The organism is Mesorhizobium sp. YL-MeA3-2017, assembly GCF_030814575.1.
GTDB classification, from domain to species: domain Bacteria; phylum Pseudomonadota; class Alphaproteobacteria; order Rhizobiales; family Rhizobiaceae; genus Mesorhizobium; species Mesorhizobium terrae.
The window spans coordinates 280950-293685 of the sequence record NZ_JAUSVH010000003.1 but is presented as its reverse complement, the minus strand read 5'-3'; the positions used below and the strand labels follow the sequence as shown (position 1 = coordinate 293685).

The 12736-nt window shown below is 62.5% G+C and carries 11 protein-coding genes; 4 read left to right on the top strand and 7 right to left on the bottom strand.

Translation table 11 applies throughout. The features are described 5' to 3' along the window. From glyA to QFZ88_RS28905, 4 genes are all read left to right on the top strand, one after another. Positions 1–1144: serine hydroxymethyltransferase (gene glyA, locus QFZ88_RS28920; RefSeq protein ID WP_307420930.1), on the top strand; the 1144-nt coding region annotated here is incomplete at its 5' end. A gap of 61 nt (positions 1145–1205) precedes the next feature. After that, positions 1206–2588: an L-serine ammonia-lyase gene (locus QFZ88_RS28915; RefSeq protein WP_065996697.1), complete on the top strand. Its 1383-nt coding sequence runs from the start codon at positions 1206–1208 to the stop codon at positions 2586–2588. Positions 2589–2818: 230 nt separating this feature from the next. Then, positions 2819–4033 carry a M24 family metallopeptidase gene (locus QFZ88_RS28910; RefSeq protein ID WP_065996718.1) on the top strand — a complete coding sequence of 405 codons (1215 nt, stop codon included), beginning with the start codon at positions 2819–2821 and terminating at the stop codon, positions 4031–4033. Between the two features lie 101 nt (positions 4034–4134). Continuing rightward, positions 4135–5028, top strand: a complete 894-nt coding sequence (locus tag QFZ88_RS28905) for a LysR substrate-binding domain-containing protein (RefSeq protein WP_065996696.1) — start codon at positions 4135–4137, stop codon at positions 5026–5028. A gap of 22 nt (positions 5029–5050) precedes the next feature. Here the strand turns inward: QFZ88_RS28905 and QFZ88_RS28900 are convergent, their stop codons facing one another. The 7 genes from QFZ88_RS28900 to QFZ88_RS28870 all read right to left on the bottom strand — a co-directional run bounded on the left by QFZ88_RS28900 (position 5051) and on the right by QFZ88_RS28870 (position 12658). Further along, complete coding sequence (locus QFZ88_RS28900) at positions 5051–5875, bottom strand: ABC transporter permease (RefSeq protein ID WP_065996695.1); 825 nt, start codon at positions 5873–5875, stop codon at positions 5051–5053. Between the two features lie 4 nt (positions 5876–5879). Continuing rightward, a complete protein-coding gene (locus QFZ88_RS28895; protein WP_065996694.1) occupies positions 5880–7112 on the bottom strand; it encodes an ABC transporter permease in 1233 nt (410 codons plus the stop codon). A 4-nt stretch (positions 7113–7116) separates the two neighbouring features. After that, positions 7117–8235, bottom strand: a complete 1119-nt coding sequence (locus QFZ88_RS28890; RefSeq protein WP_245317385.1) for an ABC transporter ATP-binding protein — start codon at positions 8233–8235, stop codon at positions 7117–7119. A 26-nt stretch (positions 8236–8261) separates the two neighbouring features. Beyond that, the gene (locus QFZ88_RS28885) at positions 8262–9380 is read right to left on the bottom strand and encodes an ABC transporter substrate-binding protein (protein WP_246192407.1); all 1119 of its coding nucleotides are present in this window, start codon (positions 9378–9380) and stop codon (positions 8262–8264) included. A 508-nt stretch (positions 9381–9888) separates the two neighbouring features. Further along, a complete protein-coding gene (locus tag QFZ88_RS28880; RefSeq protein WP_065996692.1) occupies positions 9889–10983 on the bottom strand; it encodes an ABC transporter ATP-binding protein in 1095 nt (364 codons plus the stop codon). Continuing rightward, on the bottom strand, positions 10980–11816 hold the full coding sequence (locus QFZ88_RS28875; protein WP_065996691.1) for an ABC transporter permease: 837 nt from the start codon (positions 11814–11816) through the stop codon (positions 10980–10982). The genes QFZ88_RS28880 and QFZ88_RS28875 overlap by 4 nt, the downstream gene beginning before the upstream one ends. Then, positions 11813–12658 carry an ABC transporter permease gene (locus QFZ88_RS28870; RefSeq protein WP_065996690.1) on the bottom strand — a complete coding sequence of 282 codons (846 nt, stop codon included), beginning with the start codon at positions 12656–12658 and terminating at the stop codon, positions 11813–11815. Before QFZ88_RS28870 ends, QFZ88_RS28875 begins: the two co-directional genes overlap by 4 nt. Positions 12659–12736 lie beyond the last annotated feature (78 nt).

Below are 12736 nucleotides of genomic sequence, written 5' to 3'. Positions count from 1 at the left end.
CGTGCTCGCCGCGCAGGGCTCGGTGCTCACCAACAAATACGCCGAAGGCTATCCGGGCAAGCGCTACTACGGCGGTTGCGAATTCGTCGACAAGGTCGAGGAAGTCGCCATCGAGCGTCTGAAGAAGCTGTTCGGGGCGGAATACGCCAACGTTCAGCCGCACTCCGGCGCACAGGCGAACCAGGCGGTGTTCCTGGCGCTGCTGCAGCCTGGCGACCGGGTCATGGGCATGTCGCTTGCGCATGGCGGCCACCTTACCCACGGCTCGCCCGTCACCATGTCGGGCAAGTGGTTCGACGTGGTTTCTTACGAAGTCGATCCCGAAACCCATCTGATCGACATGGAGAAGGTCCGCGAAAGGGCGCTGGAGACGAGGCCGAAGCTCATCATCGCCGGGGCCTCGGCCTATCCGCGCAGGATCGACTTCGCGGGCTTCCGCCGGATCGCCGACGAGGTGGGTGCCTGGTTGATGGTGGACATGGCTCACTACGCGGGCCTGATCGCCGGCGGACACTACCCGAGCCCGGTACCGCACGCCCATGTCGTCACCTCGACCACGCACAAGACGCTGCGCGGCCCGCGCGGCGGCGTCATCCTGACCAATGACGAGGCGCTGGCGAAGAAGCTGAATTCGGCGGTGTTCCCTGGCAACCAGGGCGGCCCGCTGATGCATGTCATCGCCGCCAAGGCGGTCGCCTTCGGCGAGGCGCTGCGGCCCGATTTCGCCGACTACGCCGGCCGGGTCATCGCCAACGCACAGGCATTGGCGAAAGTGCTGACGGATGGCGGCCTCGGCATCGTCTCGGGCGGCACCGACAGCCACATGGTGCTGGTCGACCTGCGTCCCAAGGGCGTAACGGGCAAGGCGGCCGAGGTCGCGCTGGAACGCGCTGGCCTGACCTGCAACAAGAACGCGATCCCGAACGATCCGGAAAAGCCTTTCGTCACCTCGGGCATCCGCGTCGGCAGCTCGGCCGGAACGACGCGCGGCTTCGGCGAGGCGGAGTTCCGCCGCGTCGGCGAACTGATCCTCAAGGTGATCGACGCGCTGGCCGAAAAGGACACGGAAGGCGACGCTGCGGTGGAGCGGTACGTGCTGGCCGAGGTCACGGACCTCTGCCGCCGCTTTCCGATCTACGGCTGAACGCTGACAATCATCCGGCCTGACGCGCGCGGAGCGGACCGCGTGGTCGATGAGGTATGGCATGTTCGTGAGTGTTTTCGATGTCTTCAAGATCGGCGTTGGGCCTTCGTCATCGCACACGATGGGCCCGATGACGGCGGCGGCGCGGTTTCTCGATCTGCTGCGCGACGCCCCGGAAAGACAGCGCTCCGCAAGGCTCATGGCGACGCTGCACGGCTCCCTCGCCTTCACCGGCAAGGGCCATGCCACGGACCGCGCCGTGGCGCTCGGCCTGCTTGGCTACCTGCCCGCCGATCTGGACCCAGACCGAGCCGAGCGCGAGCTCGTAGCGCTTCATGAAAGCCGCCGGCTGCGTTCGCGGAGCTTGCCGCCGCTCGCTTTCGATCCCGCCGCCGACATCATCTTCGACTACGGGCCACCGCTGCCCGGTCACGCCAACGGACTGGTGTTCGCCGCGCTGGACGTTCACGGCAGCATCGTCCTGGCGGAAACCTACTATTCCATCGGCGGCGGCTTCGTCGTCACCGCCGCCGAACGCCAGGCGCCCACGATGGCGGCTAGCGGCTTGGCGCAATGGCCGTATCCCTTCGACAGCGCCGCTTCGATGCTCGCCATGTCGCGCGAGACCGGGCTTTCCGTCGCTGCGATGAAGCGCGAGAACGAGATCGCTGTCCTCCCTGCTCCTGAGGTCGAGCGGGGGCTGGCGCACATCTGGTCGGTGATGAACACAAGCATCGACCGGGGCATGGCGCGGGACGGCGAGTTGCCTGGAGGATTGCACGTGCGACGGAGGGCGAGGGGAATCCATCAGCAGCTTCTTGCCGAACGGCTGGGCAATTCGAGCCAGCCGCACGCCGCGTCGGATTGGCTAAGCGTATACGCCATGGCCGTCAACGAGGAGAACGCCGCCGGAGGACAGGTTGTGACGGCGCCTACCAATGGGGCTGCGGGCGTCGTCCCAGCAGTATTGCGCTATTACCTCGACCACTGCGCCGGCGCCGAACCCACCAAGGTCCCCGACTTCCTGCTCACTGCCGCGGCCATCGGCGGGCTGATCAAGCACAACGCCTCGATTTCCGGTGCCGAAGCCGGCTGTCAGGGCGAAGTTGGGTCTGCGGCAGCCATGGCGGCGGCAGGCCTCTGCGCCGTGCTCGGCGGCACGCCTGAGCAGATCGAAAACGCCGCCGAGATCGCGCTTGAGCATCATCTCGGCATGACTTGCGATCCGGTGCGGGGACTTGTGCAGGTTCCCTGCATCGAACGCAACGGGATAGGAGCGACCAAAGCCGTAGCCGCCGCCTCGCTTGCGCTGCGTGGTGACGGTACGCACTTCATGCCGCTCGACAACTGCATCGAAGCGATGCGCCAGACCGGCGAGGAGATGAGCGTAAAGTTCAAGGAGACCAGCCTGGGAGGCCTCGCAGTAAATCTGCCGGAATGCTGAGGGTCGGGTGTTGTCTTTGGCAGCACGCGTGAGGTGGCGGTGCGCCTCGCACGGCCCGCCGTAGATACCTCTCTTGGCGGCGGCGGCGGCAGCGCGATTAAAAACTGTAATTGATTGATAGCGACTTCTAATTTCCTGCAGCGGCGCGGCCTTTCTATAGTCCCTTCCGAGCTCGACCACCCTGATTTCGATGCAAAGGAAATGGAACGATGAACGTCTATGCCAAAGGCATGCCGAACGAATTGCTTCGGCTGCAGAACATGCACAACGGCGAAAAGGCCGTTCCGACCTTCAGCGCGGCGGAAATGACGCGCCGGCAGGACGGTCTGCGTAAGATCCTGACCGAGCTGAAGCTCGACGCCGCGATCCTCACTTCCTATCACAACATCTGCTACTTCTCCGACTTCCTGTACTGCTACTTCGGACGCCGCTATGCCTTCGTCGTCACGCCGCAGAAGGCGATTTCCGTGTCCGCCGGCATCGACGCAGGCCAGCCTTGGCGCCGCACGTTCGGCGACAACGTCACCTATACCGACTGGCGTCGCGACAACTACTTCCACGCGCTGCAGGAGTCGCTGCCGGGCGTGAAGCGTCTCGGCATCGAGTTCGACCACGTCAATATCGAGTTGCGCAAGCTTTTGCAGGACTCCTTTCCGGAGGTGGAGTTCGTCGATATCGGCTCGCCCACGATGTGGCTGCGCACGATCAAGTCGGCGGAGGAAATCGCCCTGATCAAGGAAGGCGCGCGCACCGCCGACATCGGCGGCGAAGCGGTCCGCGATGCGATCCGCGAAGGCGTTCCGGAATACGAGGTGGCGCTTGCGGGCACGCAGGCAATGGTGCGCCATATCGCGAAGACCTTCCCGCACGCCGAATTGATGGACACCTGGGTCTGGTTCCAGTCCGGCATCAACACCGATGGCGCCCATAATCCAGTGACGTCGCGCAAAGTTCAGAAAGGCGACATCCTTTCGCTCAACTGCTTCCCGATGATTTCGGGCTACTACACCGCGCTGGAGCGCACCCTGTTCCTTGACCACGCAAGCGATGAACACCTGCGCATTTGGGAGGTCAATTGCAAGGTGCACCGCCGTGGCCTCGAACTCCTGAAACCCGGTGCTCGCTGTGGCGACGTGGCGACCGAGTTGAACGACATCTACCGAAGCCACGGTCTGCTCGGCTATCGCTCGTTCGGCTACGGACATTCCTTCGGCGTGCTGTCACACTACTATGGCCGCGAAGCCGGCGTCGAACTGCGCGAGGACATCAACACCGTCCTTCAGCCGGGCATGGTCGTTTCGATGGAGCCGATGGTGACCTTGCCGGAAGGAATGACCGGCGCCGGCGGCTATCGCGAGCACGATATCCTCGTGATCGGCGAGAACAGTTCGGAAAACATCACCAAGTTCCCATTCGGACCGGAGCACAATATCGTCAAGCCCTGACGGGCGGTCTGAACTGCGAGGCGGGCCTTTGGGAAACCAGAGGCCCGCTTGCGTTTGTGCGGCGCCGCATGATTTTATGTCCCGCTGGAGGATGGAGTGCCATGCGCAGCATCCCTACTGACCTGCTTCGTGCCTTCGTGACGGTTATCGACCTACGCGGTTATACGCGCGCCGGTGAACAGCTTGGCCGCACCCAACCGGCGATCAGCCTGCAGATGAAGAAGCTGCAGGAATTGCTGGGCGTTTCGCTGTTCGCCAAGGAAGGCGGCGCACAACCGACCGAGCATGGGGAAATAGTTGCAGGATATGCCCGTCAGATTCTGGCGCTCAACGACGAGATGATGCTGAAGCTTTCCAACCGCGACAGCAAAGGCAAGCTGCGGCTGGGCATCCCCAACGACTATGCGGACCACTTCCTGCCTAAGTTGATGGCGACTCTTGCCCGGGACGGCGGCGATATCACCTTCGACGTCGTCTGCGATCTTTCCCACAACCTGTTGCGCGGCTTGCGCAACGGCCAGTTCGATATTGTGGTGGCGATGACGGCCGACGGGCCCTCGGAAGGCGCGTTCATGACCTGGAAGGAACCGCTGGCCTGGGTCGGCGCGGAACCGCTCGATGCTGTTCCGGAAGACGTCGATGACAGAAAACGGCTTCGCATTGTCTGCTATCCCGAAGGCTGTCTCTATCGCCGCAACATGCTGACGGCGTTGCAGCGTGACGGACGCAATTTCGAGATCGTCTACACGAGCCCGAGCCTGTCCGGCCTGGAAGCGGCTGTGGGCGCCGGGTTCGGCATGACCGTACTGGCGCGCAGGATCATTCCCTCGGCATTGCGGATCATGGGGCCTTCGAGCCACCTGCCTCGTCTGGCCGACGTCGTGGTCGGCATCTATGTCGTGCCTGATCGAAAGCGATCGGCGGTGGCGCAAAGTTTCGCAGCTCGCTTCGCCGACATGTTCGTGGCGAACGACGGCGACGCTAAGGCGGTTTGAGGCACCTGCCTGCGAGCCGCGGTCAAGCCGAGGTCGTCGGCTTGCCGCGCTGCCTCGTCAGCATGGCCAGGACCGCGAATAGGGTGATCGAAAGAGCCAGCAGCAGCGTTGCCGCCGCCATGATGGTCGGGTTGATCTGGTCGCGGATGCCGGAAAACATCTGGACCGGCAGTGTGCGCTGCTCGGCAGCCGTCATGAACAATGCCACCACGACCTCGTCGAAGGAAATGGCGAAGGCGAAGATGGCGCCGGAAACCACGCCTGGCAAAATGTTCGGCAAGGTCACGCGGAAGAAGGCGGACATCGCCGGGGCGCCGAGGCTAAGCGCCGCGCGGGTCAGGTTGGTGTCGTAAGTTGACAGCGTCGCCGTGACCGTGATCACGACGAATGGCGTGGCCAGGGCAGTATGCGCCAGCACCAAGCCGGTGCGCGTATTGGTCAGGCCGAACTGGCCGAAGAACAGATAGCTGCCGACCGCTACGATGACGATCGGCACGATCATCGGTGAAATCAAGAGCGCCATGATGAGCCGGCGTGCCGGAAAATCGGGACGTGAGATTCCCAGGGCCGCCAGCGTGCCGAGCGTCGTCGCCAGCACGGTTGTCATCACCGCCGCGACGGCGCTGTTGAAGATGGCGTTCATCCATCGCGTGTTGCCGAAGAAATCCGCATACCAGCGTAACGAATATTCTCGGACCGGAAGTGTGAAGAACGGATCCTTCGAAAAGGACAACGGCACGATGATGAACAACGGTGCGATCAGGAATAGCAGTACGGCGACGGCGAACGCCACCACAAGCGTCCGTGTCAACCGTTCAAAAGGAGTCGCGTAGGAAGGCAACCACATGGCGTCACCCCAGCTTGATCTTGTCAGCGCCGACGAGGCGCAGGAACAACAGGTAGATAGCGAGCGTCACGACAAGCAAGACGACGCCAAGGCTCGAAGCCAGCCCCCAGTTGAGGTCGCGGTTGATGAAGACGGCGATGAAGTTCGAGACCATCTGGTCACGTGGCCCGCCCACGAGCGCCGGAGTGATGTAGTAGCCGAGCGAAAGGATGAACGTCATCAGGCACCCCGCGACGACACCGGGCAGTGTCTGAGGCGCATAGATCCGCCAGAACGCCGAGATCGGGGGCGCGCCGAGCGAGCGGGCGGCGCGCAGTTGCGTGGTCGGAATTGAACGCATGACACTGTAGATCGGCAGGATGGTGAAGGGAAGCTGGATGTGCGTCATCGCCGTGACCGTGCCAACACGCGTGAAGATGAACTGGAGCCTTTCGCTGGTAATGTGCAGGGCCATTAGAGCATCGTTGATGACGCCGTTCGATTGCAGGAGGACGACCCAGGCAGTCGTGCGCACGAGCAACGACGTCCATAGCGGCAGGAGCACCATCAGCATCATGATCCCCGCGACCGCCTTCGGCGCGATGGTGAGGACGTAGGCGACGGGATAGCCGAGGACAAGCGTGAACAGGGTCACCACGGCCGCCACGAACAGCGTCCGTCCCAGGACATCGAGAAAGATCGCCTGGTCTCCCTCGACTCGTCCGAGCGAATTGTCGGGGTTCTGCTTCAGATCGACGGCGCTCAGCAGGTAAAACGGAGTGAAGGCGGAGCCGTTGCGCTTGATCACCGCCCAGACGTCCGGCGATCCCCAGTCTTTGTTGAGTTCGAGGAATCGTTCCTTGTAAGGACCGACGTCGAGCCGGTCGACCATGCGGGCGGCGGCTAGGATGCGACCGCGCATACCGGAAATCTCGTAGTTGAGGCGCTTGCCGACCAAGGCGGCCGTGCTGTTGTCCTTGGCGACTTTCAAGTCTGCGGCAAAGGCCGCGTAGACGGGCTCCGCGGGAGTCGACGCGCCATCCCAGCCTTCAAGTGCGACAAGCGTCCGCGGCAGCACCTCGCGTGTCTCCGGGTTCCCGACCGCGGTGACGAGCAGATAGAGGATTGGCGCCACGAAGACGACGAGAAGAAAGACGACCAGTGGTAGCGCAAGCGACAGAGCGGCCCGTCGCGCCGGCCGTTCGGCGCGCCGCACGGCCATGAAGACGTTGATGCGCTCGATATCGGCAGCGGTCATGACTTTACGCCCCCAAGAGGCGGCATTCGGATACGCCGCATTCGAGTATGACGTCCTCGCCCGGCGCGAAATGCCGCGCTTGGTGTGCCGGGATGCGGGCCGTCAGCGTCTGGCCACCAAATGCCTCCACCGACAACCGCATGTGGTCGCCTAGGAAGAAGACGTCGCGTGCCTTGCCCGAAAAACGGTTGAGATCGGCGCGGGCTTCTCCATCGGCTAGAACGAGGCTTTCCGGCCGTACCGAAACACTCATCTCGCCAGGACCGGAAATATCGGCGCTTGCGGCCTTGAACACGGTGCCGTCCGCCATGCGCACCACGGCCAGTTCTCCTTCGCGTCCGGCCGGGGTGCAGGGCAGCGTATTGTTTTCGCCAATGAAGGAGGCGACGAAGCGGTTGGACGGTTCGTTGTAGAGCGTTTCAGGATCGGCAAGCTGCTGGATGCGGCCGTCATGGAAAACGGCGATCCTGTCCGACATCGTCAGGGCTTCGGACTGGTCGTGAGTGACGTAGACCATGGTGATGCCGAGCGATACTTGCAACTGCTTGATCTCGAGCTGCATGCGCTCGCGCAGTTGTTTGTCGAGCGCGCCGAGCGGCTCGTCCATCAGGACCAGCGACGGCTCGAACACCAGGGCGCGGGCGAGAGCGACGCGCTGCTGCTGACCGCCGGAAAGCTGTGCCGGGCGGCGGTCGCCCAAGTTGTCGAGGCTGACCCGGCCAAGCGCCTGACGGACCTTTTCCTTCGCGGCGGCGCCCGCGATCCCACGGTAGCGTAGCGGAAACGCGACGTTCTCCGCCACCGTCATATGGGGAAAGAGAGCGTAGTTCTGGAATACGAAACCGATGTTGCGCTTTTCCGGTGGCAGCCGCTCGACAGGCTTGTCGTCGAGCAGGATGCGACCGAGCGTCGGCCGTTCGAAACCGCCCAGCATCATCAGCGTCGTAGTCTTGCCGGAGCCCGAAGGCCCCAGCATTGTCAGGAATTCGCCGCGACGAACCGCCAGGTTCAAGTCTTTCACCACGAAGGCGATTCCGTCGTAGGACTTCTTCACGTCCTCGAACCGAACGAGGGCATCGACTGAACGATCCATCGCCAGTGGCACTTGCTGGGAAACGTTCATCGATTTCCTCCCTTCGGCCATCGGCCCTATTGTGCGAGCCAGGTCGTGAAGCGCTTACGGATTTCCTCTCCGTTGTCGGCCCAGAAGCCGTTGTCGAGGGTCAACGAAACCGTCAGGTTCTGTGGGCTGGTGGGCAGATTCTTGGCGTCCTCGGGCGCCACGAACTCGGCCGCCGATTTCCGCACCGGACCATACGGGATGTATTTGGTAATGCCCGCGAGCACTTTTGGCTCCGCCGCATACTTGATGAACGCAAGGGACGCCTCGGGATTTTTCGCGCCCTTCGGGATCACCCAGTAGTTGGAATCGAGGATCTGGTTGTCCCACACGATCCTGAAATCCTTACCTTCCTTATTGGCGTTGTAGATGCGGCCGTTCCAGGCGGTCGTCATCGCGACTTCGCCGGAGGCGAGCAATTGCGGCGCCTGGGCGCCTGCTTCCCACCAAACGATGCTGTCCTTGATCGTGTCGAGCTTGGCGAAGGCGCGGTCGACTCCTTCTGGGGTCGACAGCGTTTCATAGACCTTGTCTGGCGCGACGCCATCAGCGAGCAACGCGAATTCGAGATTGGTGGCCGGGTTCTTCCAAAGCCCGCGCTTTCCAGGAAACTTCTTGGTGTCGAACAGATCCTTGATCGTCTTGGGACCGTCCGGGAGCTTGGCCCCGTCGTAGGCCAGGATCGTGGCATAGACGATCGTCCCCACGCCACAGTCGGACGTCGTCCCCTTGATCCAGTCATCCTCGGGTCCGATCTTCGCCCAATCGATCTTCTCGAATATGCCCTCGTCGCACCCTTGCAGCAAGGTCGGCGCATCGACGTCCACCGCGTCCACCGTTGTGTTGCCGGACTCGATCATGGCCTTTATCTTGGCGATCTCGCCGCCATACTCCTGTTCGTCGATCTTGATCCCTGTGCTGGCGGTATAGGTTTCGAAAACCGCCTTGCGTTGCGCTTCCTGATAGGCTCCGCCGAAGCTCATGACGGAAATCGCGTCCTGTGCCTGCACAGGTTGCGCGCAAAGCGGCGAAAGCACCGTCATTGACAGCGCGAGCATGCGACCCGCTGAACGATATCCCATATTGGCCACTCCCAACGCCTGATTGGAAAATGCGGCCTGCTCGGTTCCTACGAGTGCTGCCGCCACGAAAGCCGTAGTTCGCGGTTCCAATGGCGGCAAATAAGTACATCACATGACCCCATGAGGAACCGTTATCGTGATGACTTCACTGATCGAAGCGTGGTCGCAAGACGTGGCACCCGTTCTCTGCACATTGCGCAGGACACAATACCACACTACCGCCAGCGTCAGTGTTGGCTGCCACACCGTTCTGGATCAGCCAAGTCGAGGCCCCGGTACCGGGTTGGAGATCTTAAGGACGGCATCAACCTTCAAGAGGTTATTCGTTAATGCAGAGCCAGCCGATCGACTCACCCCCGTCAGGCTCTTCCACGGCAATTTAAGAGCACTAAAGGCTTCGATAAAAGAATAGAATGTCAGATCGCGCGGCGACTGATCATGATCGCCTACGTTAAGAAAGAGCATCCATATCGGTTCCATCTCATCGCTTCCTATCAAACTCGGTCGTATTGGATATTTGAACGCCCTTGTGGTCACCAACCATCAGTCCGAAAGTATTCTCGGCGCGGGATGCTTATTCCCCTGGCAGGATATGGCCGGCTTCCGGCCGCCAGGTCAGCCAGACGTCCGCTTTGTGCGCCAGGTTGAGATGTTCGAGCTCGTCATGGCTCTTCTGCGCTTTCAATTCGATGCCGTCGGGACCTTCGAGATGGATCACGGCGGTGGCGCCGACGAACTCCTCGCCTACCACGGAGGCCCGCACCGCATTGATGCCCTCGGCCGGCTTCTCGTTGGAGAGTTGCACGCGGTCGTCAGAGACGACGAAGGTCGCCTTGTCGCCCTTCGCCAAGGCTTTTACCGGATTGGCCGCGATATCAAATTCGCCGGCGGGCGTCGCGACGCGGACCGCCCCGTTGCCGACGGCCGTGACGCTGCCGCCGAAGATGTTCGATGAGCCGAGGAATTCGGCGACGAATCTGGTGCGCGGCGCGCGGTAGATCTCCTGCGGGTCGCCGATCTGCTCGATGCGGCCGCGGCTCATGATGACGACGCGGTCCGCCATCGAGAACGCCTCCGACTGGCTATGAGTGACGTAGACGAACGTGATGCCGAGCTCGCGCTGAAGGTTCGACAGGACCGTCTGCATGCGCACCTTGAGATGTGCGTCCAGCGCCGAAAGCGGCTCGTCCAGAAGCAGGATCTCGGGCTCCGTGACCAGCGAGCGCGCCAGCGCCACGCGCTGGCGCTGGCCGCCCGAGAGATGCGCCACGTTGCGATCGGCGAACTCGGCGATCTGCATCCGTTCGAGCCATTTGTCGACGCGCCGCCGGCGCTCGCTTTTTTCGATGCCGCGCATGCGCAGGCTGAACTCGACGTTCTCGCGCACCGTCAGGAACGGAAACAGGGCCAGGCTCTGCCACACCATCGGGGTGTCGCGTTGCCAGGTCGGCAGGTCGTTGATGCGTTTGCCGGCGAGCCGTATCTCGCCCTCGCTCGGCGCCTCGAGACCCGCCAGCATACGCAGCGTGGTCGTCTTGCCGCAGCCGCTCGAACCCATGATGGCAAGGAACTCGCCCTTGCGGATGTCGAGATTCATCTTCTCCACGGCGACGAAAGCGCCGAACCGCTTCGCGACGCCGTCGAAGACGACGAGAGCCTGGTCGGTCATTGTGTGACTACTCCGGTGTCTTTGACTGCCGCAGCCGGCGCGGCTCCGCGTTTCATGAGAAGGACCTGGGCCACGACCACCAGCGTCATGGAAACGATGAAGACGAAGGTGCCGATGACGTTGATGCGCGGGCTGACCTGGCCCTGGAGAAAGCCGAGCACCTTGACCGGCAGCGTCTCGTTCAGGCCGGAAACGAACCAGGCGACGGCGAACTCGTCGAAGGAGACCGCCATGGTGATGAACACAGCGGCGAATAGCGCCGGCCGGCAGAAGGGCACGATCACATGGCGCATCGCCATCCATTCGGATGCGCCCAGATTCCACGCCGCCGCTTCCAGCGACGGGTCCATCTGCGACAGCCGCAGCCGGCAGATCGCCATGGCGAAGGGAGCGCACATGACGACATGGGCGATGACGACCGAATAGGTCGCGCCGGACAGGTTGACGTTGGACAGGAAGGCCAGCATCGCAAGTCCGAGAATGACCACGGGGATGGTCGGCGGCAGCAGCGCCAGCGCGACATAGACCGGCTTGCCGAAGAATCTGTATCGGAAGTCGGTGTAGGCCGCGCCGAACCCGATTGCGGTCGACACCACGGATGCCACCACGCCGACGACCAGCGTGTTGCGCAGCCCCTGCCAGACCAGCGGGTCGTTCCAGACCGTCTCGTACCAGACGGTCGAGAATCCGCCGAGCGGCAGCGACGGGAAGCGATCGACATTGAGCGAGAAGACGAAACTCGCGGCGATCGGCGCGAAGATGAAGCCGAACGACAGCACTATGTAGATCTTCAGCGCCCAGTCGATCAGCCGGTTGCGGTTGAAATCGTTCATCGCCCCCTCTCCCGATAGGCGTAGCTGACGGCGGCGAAGGCCACGGCGAGCAGCGTGGCGATCATGGCAAGCGCGATCACCGACGCGCGCGGCCATTGCTGGCCGGATTTCGTCGTGTCGGTGATCAGGATGGACAATGTCGGGGGATCGCCACCGCCGAGATATAGCGGGCTGACGAAATCACCGAACGTCAGGATGAAGCAGAACAGCGCCGCGATGACGAGGCCGACCCGCGCGGCCGGAATGACCACTTCGAACACGGTGCGCAGGCGGCCGCAGCGCAGATTGTGCGCGGCCTCGATCAGCATCCTGTCGACGAAGACGAGGCTGAACAGTTGCAGAAGCACCACGAGCGGGAAGCTCAGCGTGAGATAACCGACCATCACGCCGAAGACGGAGTTCAGCATCCCGAACGGACCAAGGCCGATCTTGGCGAACAGGGCGTTGAATATGCCGTGGTCGGAAAGGAATATCTGCCAGGAATAGACGCGCACGAGGTAGCTGGTGAAGAAGGGAATGACCATCAGGAACACCGCCCAGCGCCGCGCCGATTCCGACAGCTTGAAAGCGATGCCGTAGGCGCAGGGAAACGCCAGGACGCTGGTGAGACCGGCGGCCGCGGCGGAAAGCAGAAGCGTGCGGAAATAGGCTTCCCAGAACACCCCGCGGCCCAGCATCCGCGTCCAGTTGTCCGGATTGAAATCCGGGACCATGCGGAAATTTTTCACCGACCAGAAGCTGAGCGCGATCAGGAAGAGCAGCGGCGCCAGGAAGAACAGCAGCTGCCACACCAGCATCGGCATTGAGAATGTCAGGCCGTAGAGCGTGATCGATTTTCGCATTTCTGTCCCGTTCGGACGCGGATCGGTCGGTTTCAGGTTTAAAAAAGGCAAGCAGGGCGGGCAACGTCGCCGCCCGCC

Excerpts from the sequence above, each read along its gene's own strand:
- QFZ88_RS28915 (WP_065996697.1), top strand. The coding sequence starts at position 1,206 with ATGTTCGTGAGTGTTTTCGATGTCTTCAAGATCGGCGTTGGGCCTTCG.
- QFZ88_RS28910 (WP_065996718.1), top strand. The coding sequence starts at position 2,819 with ATGCCGAACGAATTGCTTCGGCTGCAGAACATGCACAACGGCGAAAAG.
- QFZ88_RS28905 (WP_065996696.1), top strand. The coding sequence starts at position 4,135 with ATGCGCAGCATCCCTACTGACCTGCTTCGTGCCTTCGTGACGGTTATC.
- QFZ88_RS28900 (WP_065996695.1), bottom strand. The coding sequence starts at position 5,875 with ATGTGGTTGCCTTCCTACGCGACTCCTTTTGAACGGTTGACACGGACG.
- QFZ88_RS28895 (WP_065996694.1), bottom strand. The coding sequence starts at position 7,112 with ATGACCGCTGCCGATATCGAGCGCATCAACGTCTTCATGGCCGTGCGG.
- QFZ88_RS28890 (WP_245317385.1), bottom strand. The coding sequence starts at position 8,235 with ATGAACGTTTCCCAGCAAGTGCCACTGGCGATGGATCGTTCAGTCGAT.
- QFZ88_RS28880 (WP_065996692.1), bottom strand. The coding sequence starts at position 10,983 with ATGACCGACCAGGCTCTCGTCGTCTTCGACGGCGTCGCGAAGCGGTTC.
- QFZ88_RS28875 (WP_065996691.1), bottom strand. The coding sequence starts at position 11,816 with ATGAACGATTTCAACCGCAACCGGCTGATCGACTGGGCGCTGAAGATC.
- QFZ88_RS28870 (WP_065996690.1), bottom strand. The coding sequence starts at position 12,658 with ATGCGAAAATCGATCACGCTCTACGGCCTGACATTCTCAATGCCGATG.